The following is a 17,165-nucleotide window of genomic DNA, read 5'->3' as shown; positions in this document are numbered from 1 at the left end:
GTTTCCTTAACTGCTCGACCCGCCGCCGCCCCAGCCGCTGCGTGCACTGGCTTTGCTGCCGAAGCCGCCACGGGAGGTGGACGAGGCAACGGAAACCGGTTTGCCGGCGGAGCGAATGGAGTCGGCGTAGTTGCTGCTTCCGTATCTGGCCTGATTGGATTTGGTAAACGTCGAGCCCTTGGCAATCCGTTGGCCGAGCGTTGAAGACGAATAACTGCCACGGTCATCGCGGTAGCGGTACACCGGCTCGGAATAGTAGCTGTTGCGGTTGTTGCTCAGCATGTTGCCGATCAGCAGACCGGTCAGCAGGCTGGTGCCGGAGAATCCGGAGCCGCCACTGTTCGCTTCCGAGGCGGGCAATTGAGCCTTGGCGGCGTCCACCTGGGATTGCGTCACCTCGCCATCGGCGGTCAGTTCGAAGCCACCCAGTTTCGGGATGAACTTGCCGGCGGAATCCTGCTGGCACCAGTCGGCGACGAAGTCGGCATCGCAATCGGCCTGGTTGTCGTACACCGGCGCAATGCGTCGATGCTCAGCCATGGCGGTCATGAAGGCGTCCGAGCAGACATCTACCGGAAGCTTTTCATCGGCGCATTGCTGCACGGACTGGAAGTTGTACTTTTTCTGTACCGAGTAAGTTTTTTCCGTCGGCCCGCAACCTGATATCGCCATGGCGACCGACGCAGCCAGCGAGAGCTGAACGTACTTGCTTCGTTTCATCGGGAGCTCCGTGCGCAATCAGTTCTGGGAAGGGGTCATGCAGGCGGCGTTCAACATGCCGACGCTGATAGCCACTGCTGCCACGTAGATGCCCGCAGCGATTTCGCCTTTCTTGATGCGCTCGGAGGTGCCCTTGAGCACCAGACTGGTCATCAGGAAAGCCAGCAATTGCACGAACGCGGCGATCACGGCCCAGACGACGAAGTCGAGAATGCTGATCGAATAGGCAATCACATTGCTGGCCGGAATCGCGAAACCGATGATGGCGCCGCCCAAGGCAATCGCGGCAGCCACGTTGCCCGAACGAATCAATTCGAACTCTTTATGCGGGGTAAGTCGGGTGTAGATGAACTGGAACAGCGCGAACAGCACGGCAGCGCCGAGGATGTACGAAACGAAGCCGAACACCGCGGCTTTGTTCAGGGAGATGGAGAGTGCTTCTAGCATGGACGTCTTCCTTTTTAGAACGTATTCAGGTCGGTTGTGTATAGCGAGATGCCCAGCGACGTGCTCAAACTGATGGTGCCTTCGGCGTCTTCTTCGACGGAAAACAGCAGGAATTCCCGGCGATCGGTCAGGCCGGTTTCGCGGGCGTACAGCATCGAACGGTGTTCGATGTGGTAGGACTCCTCCGGATTTTTCAGCTGTTCGCTCAGTGCCACCAATTCTGTCTGGCCATTTTCGGTGCCCCATTCGCGGGTGTATTCGACGTCGTTGTGGGTGTAGGTCGGCAGCCCGATCAGGCTTTGCGGGCCGGCCAGCCGACGCAGTTCCGCTTCGCTGCTGATGGTGACGTAGCTGAGGTAGTTGAACAGGATCACCGACTCGATCTGGCCGGCGATGTCGCCGGTGGTGTGCACTTGCAGCCAGTAGTCTTCGTCGTTCATGTAGTAGCGCGACAGCCAGGTCGACTGTCCGAGGTCAATGGTGCCGTTGCTCCAGATCTGTTGGGAGCCCGGGATGACCACGGCGGTTTTTTCGTCGAGCAGCAATTTAAGCGTGGTGTCGAACATCACGCCTTTGCCCAGCGCCAGACCCAGCGGGCCGGTGGCCGGCTGAGTTTCGCTGGCTGTCCAATTCGATTCCGTCTTCGCGTTCGGGGCCTCAAGCCCCATCAGCTGTTTAAACCATCCCATTGGAGATTTCCTTCAGGCGGGTGGAGGCGATATAGAAGAGTTCGCCGCCGTCAACGCGTGTCGCGCTGGGCGGGTTGATCGACGGTTGCCGGGCGCCTTTGGCGCGGTAGCCGATGAGTGTGGCGTTGTGGTGTTCTTTCATCTGCGTGTACAGATCGCCGAACGTAGCGTTGAACGTCTCGGGCAGTTTCATCAGGTACTGGGTGGCGCCTTGGCCTACGCACAGCAATTCGTTGATGACCACGGACGAACCCGGGTCCTGAGACGCGCGCACCAGCATCTCGATGGCCATGCTTGACGTGCACTCCAGGCTGGGCGCGTAGGCGCTGGCGAGCGCGGCGATTTCACTGTCATTGAAGTGCGCGACCACATGCCCGACAGGCTTCAGTTGATTGACCGCCAGCACCGTGGCCAGGGTCAGGTCGTCTGAATGGGTTCGCACCAGGACGCGTTCGGCGCCCGGAACACCCGCGCGCAGTAACAGCGCCACCGAGGACAGGCTTTCACCCTTGATGAAGGCGGCCTGGCCCGGCATGGGGTTTTCTTCAAGAGTGCAATCGCAAATGACGATCAGGTTGTCGTTGGAGGTTTCATCCTGAAGCAACAATTCAACGACCCGTTCGCTGGCTGCACCTTCCCAGCCGATGAGCACCGTATGCCCGACCTTGCCGGTGTAATCACCTTTGCCCTTCATGCCTTTTCTCCATACATCGATAACGCTGCTGGTGGTTTTACCAATGGCTGCCGTCAGCAGCGCAATGCCCCCGAGCATGACCCAGGTGGCCACGAAAATACGTCCCGCCGATGTCTGGGGCGCGAGATCGCCATAGCCGACAGTGAGCGTGGTGGTGAGATAGAAGTAGGTAAACGTGGCGGGGGCGGTGAGGTGCTGTTCGCCCAGCAACACCAGCCCCAGATACGCTGTGGTCAGGTGTACGCCCAGGGCAATCACCAGTCCCGCCCAACCGAACCGGTGGAAGAGGGACGAGGCGTACATGCGCAGCAAAAGGAAAATCGACATTTCGTCCCTGACTCCATGGGGGCTCATTCCTGGCGAGGTAATCGCCCCGGCGTCTGAATGCTGGAGTGCGGCTACCGAGCGGCATTAAACCTGCTGCGCGGTGCAGATAAAAGTACCTTGGCTGCAATAAATCCGGCGAACGCACCAAACAGATGCCCTTCGAAGGAAACGCCGTGACGGGGAAGGAAGCCAAAGATCAGGCCTCCATAGAGCAAGGCCACGACGCTGGCAGTGATCAGGTTGCCCCAGCTCCTGTGGAACCAGGCACGAGACAGAAGGTAGGCCCACAATCCGAATACCCAGCCGCTGGCGCCAATGTGCACGCCGGCAAAACCGAACAGCCAGACCAGCGAGCCGCCCAGCAGAATGATGATCGCGCTGACGGCAAGGAACCGGTTGAGCCCGTCGACAATGACCAGGGTACCCAGAATCAGGAAGGGAATCAGGTTGGCGCTGAGGTGCGCAAAGGATGCGTGTAAAAAGGGCGAGGTGATGATGCCGACCAGTCCGTGGACTGTTCTCGGCACCAGGCCGAATGCCACAAGGCTGTAGCCCGTCGCGACGTTGAGCAGTTGCAGCGCAACCATGAAAATGGCGAGGCTTGCGATTGTCTTGAAACCCTTCAAGGCATCCATCCTTGACCTCTATTCAACAAAAAAACAGCCCCTTGTAGGAGCAGAATGCTGTTCACTTAAGCGCGGGTGCCCACATTTTGTGGCGAGCGAGCTTGCTCGCGCTGGGCTGCGTAGCAGCCCCAAAAATCTGACAACCATTGTTGATTTTTGTGAGTGCTACGCACTCAAGCGGGAGCAAGCTCCCTCGCCACAGGTAATGCATCCGGCCCTTTTTACTCGGCCGATTTTTGCTTCAGGCGTTCCAGAATCGCATTGGCGCTGCCGGTATCTGGCGTGATGCCGGCTTCGCGAAGTTTGCGCTCAAGGTCGGTACCGGTCGACGCATCGGCCAGTTGGTCCTGCGCTTCCAGTTCAGCGGCGCGTTGCTGCTGCTTGGCTTGCAAGCGGTTCAGCGTGCCGACCGCGGTTTCAAGCTTGCCGTTGGCACCGCCACTGGCGATGGACGCACTGACCTGGGCTTTCTGCACACTTTCGCGCGCCTTGGCCATGTCCACTTGCTGACGCAGGCTTTTGATGCGGCTTTCAGCCTTGGTGATGTCTTTGCGCATGTTGTCCGCATAACCGCCGAATTCGGTGGCCTGCTTTTGCTCGACATCCAGTTCGTTGGTCAGGGTTGAAATGGCTTCGGCCACTTCCAGTGCCAGGTCTTCACGGTTGGCCTGGATCGCGGCCAGGGCCTTGGATTCCAGGTCCTTGATCTTGGCGTTGTATTCGCTGACGCGGTCGGCCGACAGTTTGTGCTTGGCCATGATGGTGACCAGCTCACGCTTGGCGTTGGCCAGCGCGCTGTCAGCATCGCGAATTTCCTGGTCGAGGATGCGCAGGGCCTGCTGGTCGACGATCGATTCGCCGACTTCATTGGCACCGCCACGCAGCGCGGTGAACAATTTGCTCCAGATGGACTGAGTCATTGGATATTCCCTATTCCCGAATAATTAATTGAAGAAACGTTCGAAGGCTTCGCTGGCGCGCTGGACGTTGTCGACGAGGGTTTTGACCTCGGTCACGACGTTGGTCAGGCTCGAGTCGGAGCTCAACGCGCCGAACATGTTGTAAACGACCTGTCCATTGGGCATTGACTCGATACCGATCGACGACAGCGGAAACATTTCCCGGCTGCGCAACACGGCATCATTGAAGACCGGCACGTCCTTGATCGACTCGACGTCGACCAGCACGGTATCGACGATGATCTGGTCGCCCACCACCGCGATGTAAATCGGCAAGCCACCGAAGTCGTTCATTTCCAGCTTGATGCTGGACTCGGAGCCTTGAACCAGGGAGAGGGTGATGTCGTTCGAGACCACTTCGTCCAGGGCTTGAAGGGCGCTGTAGAGGCGATCGATGTTCCAGTTGTTACCTGCGCTCATGTAATTCTCCGACATGAATGAGCCAGCCAGAATCGGTTGGCGTAGCTGTTTCTCCATCTGCTTGAGCAGGCTTCGGTTTTCGGGAAGCACCCAAGTCTCGTGTTTTACATAACCGGCGGCACCCAGGCCCGCGCGCATCTGCTTCATGTAGAAGCTCGACGGTTTTTTCGCGGACGGCTTCGAGCGCTCTCCCTTGCGGCTCGCGGAATCGGTCACAGACCCGGAAGCCGGATCTGGTGGAGAGCTGCTGTTCATGATGCTGACCTCGTTGTGAAAAACTCACGCGTGAGAAACACTACAGGCAATTTTCGCTGCCCTCAATAGCTCACGCGTGAGATTTTGTGACGGGCAGGCAAGGGCGGAACAAAAGAAGGCCAGTAGCGTATGAACGCTACCGGCCTTTCATTTTTCTGGGGCGTCGACTTGTAAACGCTCGACGAAAAACCTTAGCGGCTGGCCGCCACGAACTCGTCGGTGGACACCACGCTGGCATAGGCAAAACCCAGGGCCGACATGAACGCGGCGTGAACGTGGGCGGCCGGAACGGTGATACCGTTGAACTCCAGGTCACGGGAGGCGCAGGCGTCGTGAATGACCGTGACGGCGTAACCCATGTCGGCGGCTGCGCGGGTAATGCCGTCGACGCACATGTGGCTCATGCTGCCGACCACCACCAGTTCCTTGATGTCTTGTTCGTCGAGGATCGACTTCAGTTCGGTTTCGCGGAACGAGTTGACGAAATGCTTGAGCACCACCGGCTCGTCGGCACGGTTGAGGACTTTGGGGTGCAGCTTCGCGCCTTCGGAGCCCGGAGTGAAAAATGGTGCTTCGTCGGAAGTGAATTCGTGACGGATGTGCACCACCGAATCACCGGCATCGCGGAAGGCTTTGAGCAGGCGTACGGCATTGTCCGCAGCAGCATCCGCGCCGACCAGTGGCCACTTGCCTTGGGGGAAGTAGTCGTTTTGGATATCGACTACGATGAGTGCTTGCTTGGCCATGACTGTTTCCTCGAAGTGTGTGTTGGGTGTGGAATGAAGTATCGGGTCTGGCAGGCCGTCCGAGGATTGGCCGCACCGACAATAGAAGGGGGAAAACTGACAATGGACGCACAAAGGGCAATCGCCGAGCTGGGCGTGCTGATTTATCCGGGCGCACAGATGGCGGCGGTGCACGGGCTGACGGACTTGTTCGGGGTGGCGAACCGGATTGCCGCCGACCATCAGGCGTCGCAGTTACCGCTGTTGCGGGTCAGCCATTGGCAAGTCGATGGCGATCAGGCACCCAAGCGCGTCTACGACAGCCATCCCGCGCCGGACGGTGCATTGGTGGCGGTGTTGATCCCGCCGTCGATTGGCGGTTTTTCCGAAGGCCAGGCGCCGCAAGGCTTGCTGAGCTGGATTCGGCAGCAACATGCACAAGGCGCGACCCTCGGCGGTGTCTGCGTGGGCTCGATTCTATTGGCCGAAAGCGGTCTGCTCGACGGCCGCAGCGCCACCACCCACTGGACCTCGGCCAAGGCATTCGCCGAGCGTTACCCGGCGATCAGACTCAAGGCCGACACACCGATCGTCGACGACGGCGACCTGATTACCACCGCCGGGTTGATGGCCTGGTCCGAGCTGGGTCTGCGTCTGGTCGACCGACTGTTGGGACCGAGTATCGCCACCGGCACGGCGCGTTTTCTGGTGGTAGAACACAGCGACAGCGCGAGCGAATGCGGCAGTAATTTTTCACCTATTCTCAGCCATGGCGACGCCTCGATTCTCAAGGTTCAGCACTGGCTGCAAAGCACCGGGGCGACGGATGTGTCGCTGACGGCGATGGCCGAACGGGCAGGGCTGGAAGAGCGCACGTTCCTGCGCCGATTCCGCGCGGCGACCGGGTTGAAACCCACCGAGTACTGCCAGCACCTGCGGGTCGGCAAGGCCCGGGAAATGCTTGAATTCACCAACGGCACCATCGATCACATTGCCTGGACCGTGGGCTATCAGGACCCGAGCGCCTTTCGCGCGACGTTCAAGAAGATAACCGGGCTGGCGCCGAGTGATTATCGGGCGCGGTTTGGTGTTACGCCCTCAACCGTGGCTCGTTAGCCAGAACGCCATGCTGAGAGACGGCACCGAATGGCGATGACGAATGGCAGGGTGAAGACAGTTGCTCCCACATTAGAGCTGCGCGAGGCCTGGGTCGTGCAAATTGCCGGAACTGAATCAGGTGTCGTGCAGAATGAGACAGGCTCAGTGCTATCACCGTTTCGGCAACTGGTTGAATTGCTGAACCTTTCAGTCCCGCCACCGTTGGCCTGATCTCTGCACCCCTACAACTACATTCATCTAGCGCCGATTGAAGGGGGACGCATGACCCCAACAAACCGCAAAAAACTGGTAGTCGCCCATTCAGTGCGCCCCGACGCGCCACAACATGAAGTCGAAACCAATCGCGCGCTGGCCCGTTGGCTGGCGCATATCCTCGGGCTCAAATTCGGTGGCAGTTACGACCGCGAACGGCACAGCGGTCGAGACCTTTATCTGTTGCCCACCCAAACCCTGGTCGGTGCCGCTGCCGCGCGACAGCTCGGAGTCAGCGGACCGGAGGATTTGTGGGGTGGCTACGTCGAGCATGATTTCATCTGCACCAAAGCCATCAGCCACGGCCTGCGCAACAAAAACGCTCATGCCCCGCAAGGTTGGTCGCCGCTGTTTTCCGAACGGGTGCGCAGTGTGGTGCTTGATGGCCTCAGCGTGTTTTCCCTCGACGATGCGCGTCCTGCGGCGGAACACTTGCTCTACAGCGGCCCGATTCGCCTCAAGCCGATTCATGCCTGTGCCGGGCGGGGTCAGGAGGTGATCAACAGCCTTGATCAGTTCGACGCAGTCCTTGCCAGACCCGATGCCCAAACGCTGTTCACCGAAGGCGTGGTGCTGGAACAGGACCTGACCGACGTGGTGACCCACAGCGTCGGCCAAAGCTTCATCGGCGACAAAGTATTGAGCTACTGCGGTGATCAATACTTGACCAAAGATGGTCAGGGCGAGCAGGTTTATGGTGGGTCCAACCTGCTCGTGGTGCAGGGTAACTACGACGACTTGCTCGAGCTGGATCTGCCGGATGAGGTGCGATTGGCGATCCGGCAAGCACAGGTGTTCGACAACGCCGCGGATGAGGCCTATCCCGGTTTCTACGCGTCGCGGCGCAACTACGACATCGCGCAAGGCCTGGACACGAACGGCCGGCAGCGCAGTGGCGTGCTCGAACAGTCCTGGCGCATGGGCGGCGCGAGCAGCGCGGAAGTGGCGGCGTTGCAGAGTTTCGTCAATCACCCGGGCATGCGCGCCATCCGCGTGTCTTCGGTGGAAACCTACATCGATCAGGCGCTGCCGTCGGATGCCATCGAGGTGTACCGCGGGCCGGCGCAAAACAGTGAATTTCTTCTCAAGTACGTAACGGTCCAATCCTATGACGGCTAGAAGCGAAACCATTCAGATCGACATCGACGATGAACAGATGATCGGGACTTTTCTCAGCCCCAAGTCGAAAGTCCCCGGCGTGCTCTTCGTGCACGGCTGGGGTGGCAGCCAGGAACGCGACCTTGAGCGGGCCAAAGGCATAGCCGGTCTCGGCTGCGTGTGCCTGACGTTCGACTTGCGCGGGCACACCGGCGGCACCGGCATTTCGCTGACGCGAGTCTCCCGCGAAGACAACCTGCGCGACCTGCTGGCGGCGTACGACCGATTGCTCGCGCACCCGGCGCTCGATACCTCGGCGATTGCCGTGGTCGGCACCAGTTATGGCGGTTACCTGGCGTCGATCCTGACTTCATTGCGTCCGGTCCGCTGGCTGGCGCTGCGGGTGCCGGCGCTGTATCGCGACGAGCAATGGCATACGCCCAAGCGCGATCTGGACAAGATGGATTTGCGTGATTACCGCAGCACGCTGGTTCGCGCCGATAGCAATCGCGCGTTGCATGCCTGTTCGCAATTTACCGGGGATGTGCTGTTGGTGGAGTCTGAATCCGACGACTACGTGCCACACGCAACGATCATGAGCTACCGCGCCGCGTGCCAACAGACGCATTCGCTGACGCACCGCATTATCGACGGTGCCGATCATGCGTTGAGCGAGCCGGTTTCACAGCAGGCGTACACCTCGATTCTGGTGGACTGGATTACCGAGATGGTGGTGGGTGAGCGGTTGAGCATTATTCAATCCAAGTGATTTGTGGCGAGGGAGCTTGCTCCCGCTGGACTGCGTAGCAGTCCTCTTCTTTTCAGAGATAAAGGGGGCCGCTTCGCGACCCAGCGGGAGCAAGCTCCCTCGCCACAAGAGCCGTTATTACTTGGGCTTTTTCGCAATCCGCAGCGACTTCGCCTTGGCCTCGACGATCAAGTACATCACCAACGTAATCAGCAACGGCAAGATGAAATAAATCGCCCGATACGCCAGCAATCCCGCCACCAGGCTCCCCCGCGACACCTCATGCTGCAGCAACGCCACAAACACCGCCTCCAGCACCCCGAGCCCCGCCGGAATGTGCGTGATGACTCCGGCGATGGCGCTGATCAGCAACACCCCGAGCACCAGCGGATAATCCAGTTTGCTCGGCAGCAAGGTGAAAATCACCGCTGCCATCAACGACCAATTCAGCGCACCGAGTGCCAATTGCAGCACCGCCATGCGCAAGGAAGGCAGGTTGATTTCCACGCCCCGAATGGCCCACTCGCGTCGCGTGGAAAACCGGCACGCCGCCAGATAACCCGCGCTCACCAGCAACAACAAAATCCCCACACCTTGCAACGCACCACTGCTGAGTTTCCATCCGGGCGGCATGCGCACCAGTCCGCTGCTGAACACCGCGCCGGCAATCACCATGTAGCCGAACCAGTTCGTCGCCAGGCTCAGGCCGAGGATTTTCGCGATATTGCTTTTGCTCACGCCGAGTCGCGAGTACAGGCGATAACGCATGGCGATGCCGCCGACCCAGGCGCTGAGGTTGAGATTGAAGGCGTAGCTGATGATGCCCACCGGCAGAATCTGCTTCCAGGTCAGGTCCTGGCGAATGTAGGTGCGGCCGATCAGGTCGAAGCAGGCGTACACCAGAAAACTCACCAGCGTCAGCCCGGAGGCAATGATCAGCGTGCGCACTTTGAAGTCGGCAAGGTTGTCGAACACCTCGCTCCATTCGATGCGCTGGGCCAGCATCGTGAACAGCACGATCAGCGCCAGGAAAAACAGCATCGTCAGCGGTTTTTTCCAGCGGCTCAAACGCGACTTGTGCTGGCTGTCGGCGTGAGGCGCCGAGTGCGCTTCAACGCGGTTCATGATGGTCGCCTCCGTCGAGGTGGGTGAAGGGTTTCAGGCGCGGCTTGTGCGCCGGCAGCCAGCCGGCCCACGCCGGGAAGTGCCGCAGGAAGTGAAACACCAGGAAACCGACGGTCATGTGCCAGACCCGGCCGCGCGGGGATTTGTCCGCACACATGGCTTTGCAGTGGTTGTTGCTCAGCGTTTCGAGGCGTTCGAACAAATCGCGGTTGAAGGCGCGATCGCGGATCAGCACGTTGGCTTCCAGGTTCATCGACAGGCTCAGCGGGTCGAGGTTGCTCGAACCGACGGTGCTCCAGTCCTCGTCCACCAGCGCGACTTTGCCGTGCAGCGGGCGCTCGCAATATTCGTGGATCTGCACACCGGCCTTGAGCAAGTAGTCATAGGTCATGCGCGCCGCCAGTTTGGCCACCATCATGTCCGGCTGACCTTGCAGAATCAGCCGCACCTCGACACCACGGCGAGCGGCGTTGCGTATCTCGCGCAGCAGGCGATAGCCCGGGAAGAAATAGGCGTTGGCGATGACCACGCGGCGCTGGGCACTGCGCAGCACTTGTCGATAAACCTCTTCGATATCGGTCTGGTGATCGCCGTTGTCGCGGTACACCAAACGGACCTGGCCATCGTGGTCGCTGAAGGCCAGTTCCGAACGCCGCTGCCGGCGCCGCTGCCACCAATATTTGGCCCGCGCCGGGCGGCCGCTTTGCAGCAGGGCGAAATGATGAATGTCGGCCACCGCCGGGCCTTGCACTTCAACCGAGTAATCCTGCTTGGCCTCGGGGCCGAAGTCGGCAAGATGGTCGGCGGAAAAATTGATCCCGCCGATAAACGCGACCGTGCCGTCGACCACCACAATCTTGCGGTGCAGGCGCCGGAACCAGTTGGTGCGAAAGCCAAGACGTTTCGGCGCCGGGTCAAATATCTGAATGCGCACGCCGGCCTCGCTCAATGCCGTGAGATAGCCGGTCGTCAGCTCGCCGCAACCGAAACCGTCGAGGCTGGCGGTGACCCGCACGCCGCGCTGCGCCGCCTCGATCAGCACTTGCTGCAGCTCGTTGCCAACCTTGTCCTCGAACACGATGAAGGTTTCCAGGAGGATTTCAGTCTTGGCCTGGCGCATGGCCTCGAACACCCGCGGAAAATACCCTTCACCGTTTTCCAGCAGTTCCACCAGGTTGTTGCCCTGCCAGCCGTATTGGACGTCGACCACGCCGGGCTCACGGATCGGCGGGTTGGTGGACACGTGTTCCACGGTGGTTTTCTCCATCGGAGCGCTGCTCATAGCTCGATCTCCACCGATAGCGGTGCGTGGTCGGAAAGGTGTGACCAGGGCCGCGCCGCCAGGACTTTCGGGTGGCTGGCCTTGAGGTTGCGCACGTAGATGCGGTCCAGGCGCAAGGCAGGCATTCGAGCCGGAAAACTGCGCGCCGGTTTGCCGTGGTGTTCGGCGAACACCTCGCGCAAACCACAGGGCTTGAGCAGCGCATCGGCGCGCTGGCGCCAGTCGTTGAAGTCGCCGGCGACAATCACCGGGGCATCGGTCGGCAATTCTTCGAGGCGCTGGACCAGCAGCTTCAGCTGTTCGTTGCGATGGGTTTCGCGCAGCCCCAGATGGACGCAGATGGCGTGCAGTTCCGGGCCGTCGCCGGGCAGGCGCAATACGCAATGCAGGATGCCGCGGTTCTCGTGTCCGCTGATGGACACGTCGAGGTTGTCGTGGCGAATGATCTGGAATTTCGACAGCAACGCATTGCCGTGATCGCCCGCCGGGTACACCGCGTTGCGTCCGTAGGCGAATTGCGGCCATAGCGTGTCGGCGAGAAATTCGTACTGGGGCATCGTCGGCCAGTTGCTGTAGCGCCGGGGATGATGTTCGTGGGTGCCGTGGACTTCCTGCAAAAACACCACGTCGGCGGACACGCTGCGCACCGCTTCACGCAGTTCCGGCAGGATGAAACGCCGGTTGAGCGCGGTAAAACCCTTGTGCGTGTTGACCGTCAGCACGGTGAAGCGGCGCACGGCGGCCATGGCTGGCGGCTGATCATCGGCGGCGCTGAACGGCTCGGGCACATTCATGGCAGCACCCCTTCGGCAGCAGGCTCGCCGGGGGAGGTGGCGAGGCTCTTGTCGAGATGAAAGTGTTCGAGCAAGCGGCGGGCATCGAAGGGCGCGCGGACCTTGATGTCATTGTCGAAATAGCAAAACACATCCCGGGATTTGCGCGCCTTGGGCTTTTGCCGCGGTGCGATCAGTTGCGGGTCCGAGGGTTGCCGGCCGTGGTTCCAGGCGTCGATCCGCTCGCCCCAGCGCTCCAGCGCTTCGGGGGTGTAACCGCTGGCATAGAGTTCTTCGGCACCGTGCAGACGCAGGTAGACGAAGTCGCTGGTGATGTCTTCGCGATACGGCCATTTACCGGCCGTGTCAGCGATGACCAAGGCGACGTTGTGGCGTTTGAGCAGGCGGACAAACGCCGGGTCGACGAAGGTGTCGTTTCTGATCTCGACGGCATGGCGCAAAGGCTTTTTCTTGTACGCCCTCATGCTGGCGTGACCGGTCACGTGCGAATCATGCTGGCGGGCGAGGGTGGCGGCCTGTTCGGTGTCGTGGGGCAGTTGCTCGAGAAAGTGTTCGAACAGCTCGGCGTCGAATTTGAAGCTGGGCGGAAACTGCCAGAGAACCGGTCCGAGTTTTTCCTTGAGTTCCAGTACCCCTGAGGCAAAGAAATTCGCCAAGGGTTTGTGGATATCCCGCAGGCGTTTGATGTGGGTGATGAAGCGCGGGGCTTTGATGCTGAAGACGAAGTCTGCCGGGGTTTCGTCGTACCACTCGGCGTAACGTTCGGGCCGTTGCAGGGCGTAAAACGATCCATTGATTTCGATGCTGTTGACCGCTCGTGACGCGAACTGCAATTCGCGCTTCTGGGTCAGCCCCTTCGGGTAGAAGTCGCCCCGCCAGGGTGTGTAGCGCCAGCCTGAAATACCAATGTGAATCGCCGCCATGTCGCCTCCCGTCTGGTGGTCCTCGGTTGCCCCGGTCTTTTGATGACTGCGGGGCAAGCGAGAAAGTTTCGACGGCACTACGGACGGTAAACACACCATTTTTCGCATCTGTAGGAGCAAAGCTTGCTCGCGATGTCGGTTTATCAGTCAATCAGCATTGAATGTGACGCCGTCATCGCGGGCAAGCCTTGCTCCTACAAGAGCAATCAATGACCGGCGACGATGCGGGTCGAGCCTTCAGCCGGTTCGGCGTACACCGGGCCGAGACGATCCAGACGACCGCTCCACGCAGTCAACGCCAGCGCCACCAGCACCACCAGACCACCGATCCACGCGGTGTGGATCAGGCCCATGTGAGCGACGATCAAACCACCGCCCCACGCACCTCCGGCAATACCGAGGTTGAACGCGGCGATGTTCAGCCCAGAGGCCACGTCCACCGCGTGCGGCGTGTGATGTTCGGCCTGACGCACCACATACACCTGCAAACCCGGCACGTTGCCGAAAGCGACCGCGCCCCAGACCAGCACGGTGGCCAGCGCCAGCCATGGGTTGCCGGCGGTGAACGTCAGCACGAACAGCACGGCAGCGAGCAGGGCGAAGATGATTTTGAGGGCGCTGATCGGGCCGCGTTTGTCGGCCAGTTTACCGCCCCAGATGTTCCCGACCGCGACCGAGATGCCATAGACCAGCAACACCAGGCTGACGGTGCTGGCGCTGAAGCCGGAGATGTCCTGAAGAATCGGCGCCAGGAACGTAAATGCGATGAACGAGCCGCCGTAACCGACCGCCGTCATCGCATACACCAGCAGCAGACGCGGTTGCTTGAGCACCTGCAATTGCTGCAACAGCGAAGCCGGTTTGCTGTGGGCAATGTTTTTCGGCACGTAGAGCAGGCTGCCGATGAAGGCGATCACACCCAATGCAGAGACGGCGAGGAAGGTTTCACGCCAGCCGAAATGCTGACCGATAAACGTCCCCAATGGCACGCCGGTGACCAGCGCGACCGTCAGGCCGGTGAACATGATCGCAATCGCGCTGGCGGCTTTTTCCTTCGGCACCAGGCTGGTGGCGATGGTCGAACCGATCGAGAAAAACACCCCGTGGGCCAGGCCGGTGACGATCCGCGCAATGATCAGCGATTCGTAGCTCGGCGCTTTCCAGGCCAGCAGGTTGCCAAGGGTGAACAGCACCATCAGTGACAACAGCAACAGTTTGCGCGGGACTTTGCCGGTGAGGGCGGTCAGCACCGGGGCGCCGATGGCAACGCCCAGGGCGTAGAGACTGACCAGCAGGCCGGCGGACGGCAGGCTGACGCCGAGGTCCGCGCCTATCGTGGGTAACAGGCCAACGATGACGAACTCGGTCGTCCCGATGGCAAAGGCGCTGAGGGTCAGCGCGAGCAAGGCAATGGGCATGGCTGCAACTCCGGTGGATTGATTGATGGAGCGCAGTGTCCGGGTTTGGGTTGTGCGGAAAAATAGAGGGGTGGGCATTTGATATTTGCGTGAAGATCAAATATCCCGAGACTGAATGAAGCCTTGTGGCGAGGGAGCTTGCTCCCGCTGGGGAGCGAAGCGCCCCCAAAACCTGCAAATCGGTTAATTCAGATACACCGCGAGCAGTGGGTTTGCGACTGCTGCGCAGCCGAGCGGGAGTAAGCTCCCTCGCCACAGGGGATCGGGTTATCTCACGGACAAAACCGAACTTGCCGGGCATTTGCCAATCAGTTCCTTACCGACCCTTTTCAAGGAGCTCCCCGTTTTGCTCAAGTTCAAGACCGCGATGTTACTGGGGGCGTTGCTGTTTCTAGGCAGCAACGAACTGGAAGCCGCCACGCTGCCGGGGCTTCCCGCCGCAGCCGAGGAGCCGGCAAAACCTGAACCGCTGGTCCAGGGCGGTTTGCTCGGGGCGATCAGTTCCAGCATCGACGACGTTCAGGACAAGCTCGACCTCAACGAAAACCTGGTCGACGCGTGGCGCGTGCGGGCGGATCGGGCGGCGGATGAAGTCGACAAACTGGTGAACCAGCCTTCGTCTCGATCACCGATGAGCGTGGTCGGCGATTTCCTGTTGTTGTCCGGCGTCTGGCTCGGTGTGTTCGCCTTGCTCACGGTGCTCGGCGCACTGCTGGACAAGCGCTTGAGTGAAGGGCGCTTTTTTCGAAAACGGCAGCGCAGCCAGGACCTGCTCGGCTACCTGCTGCCATACACAATTCCCGCGTTGATCTGCCTGCCGCTGACGCTATACGTCAGCCATTTTCTGCCGAACTCGGTGGGCCGGGCGCTGGCCCTGTGTTTTGCCTACGCCACCAGCAGCGGCATTTTCTCCACCTCGATGTTCTTGTGCGTGATCGTCATGTTCAACACCGGGCACAAGCGCCGGGCGGTGCAGATCATTCGTGATTACTGCCCAAAACCGCTGTTTCTGATCGGCTTCCTCGCGGCGCTCAGCGACGCCTTGACCAGCCCGCAGATCGCCCGGCAACTGGGCGGTAACATCACCAGCAGCATCGCCGTATTTACCGGCCTGTTTGCCTCGATCATCTTTGGATTACTGGTGATTCGCCTGAGGCGTCCGGTGGCGCATCTGATCCGCAACCGGGCGCTGGCGCAGCGCTTGAAACAGCCTTCATTGCAGGAATCCCTGCGGATCTTTTCCGGGCTCTGGTACTGGCCGATTCTGCTGATGGTGATGGTCTCGGCGATCAACCTGATCGGCGTCGGCGAGGACAATCAGAAAGCCCTGCGCTGTGCGTTGTTCACCACCATTCTGTTGATCGCCACGGTGTTCCTCAGCACGATTTTCCAGCACCTGTTCAAATCCGGAAAAGCCCAGGCGATCCAGCGCAGCAGTGCCTACAAGGAGCGCTTTCTCAGCTTGCTGCATGCGCTGCTGCGGATTGTCATGGCTGTTGTGTTCATCGAAATTCTCGGGCGGATCTGGGGCGTCTCGCTGTTCGAGTTCGCCGAGCGCAACTCGGTAGGCCGGGCGATCAGCGAATCGCTGAGTAGCATGGGCCTGATCTTTCTGGTGACCTGGTTACTGTGGGTGGTGCTCGATACAGCGATTCAGGAAGCGCTGAAACCGCCGATCAATAAACGCACGACACAGCCCAGTACGCGGGTCAAAACCATCCTTCCGCTGCTGCGCAACGCGATCAAAATCATCCTCGTGGTGATCTGCGCAATCACCACCATGGCCAACCTCGGGATCAACGTCGCACCGCTGTTGGCGGGTGCCGGGGTGGTCGGTCTGGCCATCGGTTTTGGCTCGCAGCAACTGGTGCAGGACGTGATCACCGGCCTGTTCATCATCATTGAAGACACGCTGTCGATTGGCGATTGGGTGGTGCTCGATTCCGGGCATGCCGGCACCGTCGAAGGCCTGACCATCCGCACCTTGCGCCTGCGCGACGGTAAAGGGTTTGTGCACTCGGTGCCGTTCGGGCAGATCAAGGCTGTGACAAACCAGTCGCGGCAATTCGCCTATGCGTTTTTCTCGGTGCAGTTCACCTACGACACCGACGTGGACAAGGCCATCGAGCTGATTCGCGAGGCGGGGGAGTCGATCCGTGAGGACGCGTTTCTCAAGTACAACCTGCAAGGGCCGCTGGACGTGTTTGGCGTCGACAAAATGGACCTCAACGGCGTGGTGCTGACAGCGCAGTTCCGCACGGTATCGGGTGGGCAGTATGCGGTGAGCCGGGCGTTTAACCAGCGCTTGAAGAAGCTTGTGGATAACAGCCCGTGGGTGCATTTTGCGCAGACTTATCCACAGCAGGTTTTGATGCCGAAGCATGCGATGGCCGGGCAGGAAGACGATGGTCCGGCACCGGAGAATTCGCCAGTGTTGTTGCCTGATCAACCACGAACCCAGTAACAACACCTCCCTTGTAGGAGCGAGGCTTGCCCGCGAAGAGGCAATAACATTCAGCAGAGATGTCGACTGCCAGATCGCCT

The 17,165-nt window shown here is 60.2% G+C and carries 17 protein-coding genes; 4 read left to right on the top strand and 13 right to left on the bottom strand.

What is annotated here, in order from left to right; genetic code table 11:
- Nucleotides 1–6: 6 nt before the first annotated feature.
- The 8 genes from KJF94_RS23385 to KJF94_RS23350 all read right to left on the bottom strand — a co-directional run bounded on the left by KJF94_RS23385 (nucleotide 7) and on the right by KJF94_RS23350 (nucleotide 5,883).
- Nucleotides 7–720: a DUF1190 domain-containing protein gene (locus KJF94_RS23385; protein WP_214379157.1), complete on the bottom strand. Its 714-nt coding sequence runs from the start codon at nucleotides 718–720 to the stop codon at nucleotides 7–9.
- A gap of 18 nt (nucleotides 721–738) precedes the next feature.
- Nucleotides 739–1,167 carry a DUF350 domain-containing protein gene (locus KJF94_RS23380; RefSeq protein ID WP_214379155.1) on the bottom strand — a complete coding sequence of 143 codons (429 nt, stop codon included), beginning with the start codon at nucleotides 1,165–1,167 and terminating at the stop codon, nucleotides 739–741.
- A gap of 14 nt (nucleotides 1,168–1,181) precedes the next feature.
- On the bottom strand, nucleotides 1,182–1,856 hold the full coding sequence (locus tag KJF94_RS23375) for a DUF2491 family protein (protein ID WP_214379153.1): 675 nt from the start codon (nucleotides 1,854–1,856) through the stop codon (nucleotides 1,182–1,184).
- Complete coding sequence (locus KJF94_RS23370; protein ID WP_214379151.1) at nucleotides 1,843–2,877, bottom strand: ion channel; 1,035 nt, start codon at nucleotides 2,875–2,877, stop codon at nucleotides 1,843–1,845. Before KJF94_RS23370 ends, KJF94_RS23375 begins: the two co-directional genes overlap by 14 nt.
- Nucleotides 2,878–2,948: 71 nt before the next feature.
- Complete coding sequence (locus KJF94_RS23365) at nucleotides 2,949–3,512, bottom strand: rhomboid family intramembrane serine protease (RefSeq protein WP_214379149.1); 564 nt, start codon at nucleotides 3,510–3,512, stop codon at nucleotides 2,949–2,951.
- Between the two features lie 212 nt (nucleotides 3,513–3,724).
- Nucleotides 3,725–4,423 (bottom strand): PspA/IM30 family protein, encoded by a 699-nt coding sequence (locus tag KJF94_RS23360; protein ID WP_214379147.1) that lies wholly within the window; start codon nucleotides 4,421–4,423, stop codon nucleotides 3,725–3,727.
- 24 nt (nucleotides 4,424–4,447) lie between these two features.
- Complete coding sequence (locus KJF94_RS23355; protein ID WP_214379145.1) at nucleotides 4,448–5,029, bottom strand: YjfI family protein; 582 nt, start codon at nucleotides 5,027–5,029, stop codon at nucleotides 4,448–4,450.
- Between the two features lie 299 nt (nucleotides 5,030–5,328).
- Nucleotides 5,329–5,883, bottom strand: coding sequence for a cysteine hydrolase family protein (locus KJF94_RS23350; protein WP_214379143.1), 555 nt, complete (start codon nucleotides 5,881–5,883; stop codon nucleotides 5,329–5,331).
- Between the two features lie 102 nt (nucleotides 5,884–5,985).
- On the opposite strand from KJF94_RS23350, the gene KJF94_RS23345 reads away from it, so the two are divergent.
- From KJF94_RS23345 to KJF94_RS23335, 3 genes are all read left to right on the top strand, one after another.
- Entirely contained in the window at nucleotides 5,986–6,978 is a 993-nt protein-coding gene (locus KJF94_RS23345) for a GlxA family transcriptional regulator (protein ID WP_214379141.1), read from the top strand.
- Nucleotides 6,979–7,242: 264 nt separating this feature from the next.
- On the top strand, nucleotides 7,243–8,352 hold the full coding sequence (locus tag KJF94_RS23340) for a DUF3182 family protein (RefSeq protein WP_214379139.1): 1,110 nt from the start codon (nucleotides 7,243–7,245) through the stop codon (nucleotides 8,350–8,352).
- Nucleotides 8,342–9,100 (top strand): alpha/beta hydrolase family protein, encoded by a 759-nt coding sequence (locus KJF94_RS23335; protein WP_214379136.1) that lies wholly within the window; start codon nucleotides 8,342–8,344, stop codon nucleotides 9,098–9,100. Before KJF94_RS23340 ends, KJF94_RS23335 begins: the two co-directional genes overlap by 11 nt.
- Nucleotides 9,101–9,217: 117 nt before the next feature.
- On the opposite strand, the gene KJF94_RS23330 is transcribed toward KJF94_RS23335, so the two are convergent.
- From KJF94_RS23330 to KJF94_RS23310, 5 genes are all read right to left on the bottom strand, one after another.
- Nucleotides 9,218–10,204 carry a lysylphosphatidylglycerol synthase domain-containing protein gene (locus KJF94_RS23330; RefSeq protein ID WP_214379135.1) on the bottom strand — a complete coding sequence of 329 codons (987 nt, stop codon included), beginning with the start codon at nucleotides 10,202–10,204 and terminating at the stop codon, nucleotides 9,218–9,220.
- Nucleotides 10,191–11,486, bottom strand: coding sequence for a cardiolipin synthase ClsB (clsB, locus tag KJF94_RS23325; protein WP_214379133.1), 1,296 nt, complete (start codon nucleotides 11,484–11,486; stop codon nucleotides 10,191–10,193). The genes KJF94_RS23330 and clsB overlap by 14 nt, the downstream gene beginning before the upstream one ends.
- Nucleotides 11,483–12,280, bottom strand: a complete 798-nt coding sequence (locus KJF94_RS23320; protein ID WP_214379131.1) for an endonuclease/exonuclease/phosphatase family protein — start codon at nucleotides 12,278–12,280, stop codon at nucleotides 11,483–11,485. The genes clsB and KJF94_RS23320 overlap by 4 nt, the downstream gene beginning before the upstream one ends.
- On the bottom strand, nucleotides 12,277–13,203 hold the full coding sequence (locus tag KJF94_RS23315; RefSeq protein ID WP_214379129.1) for a DUF72 domain-containing protein: 927 nt from the start codon (nucleotides 13,201–13,203) through the stop codon (nucleotides 12,277–12,279). The genes KJF94_RS23320 and KJF94_RS23315 overlap by 4 nt, the downstream gene beginning before the upstream one ends.
- A gap of 206 nt (nucleotides 13,204–13,409) precedes the next feature.
- Nucleotides 13,410–14,621: an MFS transporter gene (locus KJF94_RS23310; RefSeq protein ID WP_214379127.1), complete on the bottom strand. Its 1,212-nt coding sequence runs from the start codon at nucleotides 14,619–14,621 to the stop codon at nucleotides 13,410–13,412.
- Nucleotides 14,622–14,967: 346 nt separating this feature from the next.
- Between KJF94_RS23310 and KJF94_RS23305 the strand changes: the two genes are divergently transcribed.
- Complete coding sequence (locus KJF94_RS23305; protein WP_214379125.1) at nucleotides 14,968–17,085, top strand: mechanosensitive ion channel family protein; 2,118 nt, start codon at nucleotides 14,968–14,970, stop codon at nucleotides 17,083–17,085.
- Nucleotides 17,086–17,165: the final 80 nt, after the last annotated feature.

The sequence above is a fragment of the Pseudomonas hormoni genome (genome assembly GCF_018502625.1).
GTDB classification, from domain to species: domain Bacteria; phylum Pseudomonadota; class Gammaproteobacteria; order Pseudomonadales; family Pseudomonadaceae; genus Aquipseudomonas; species Aquipseudomonas hormoni.
This window is presented reverse-complemented; position numbering and strand designations above follow the sequence as displayed.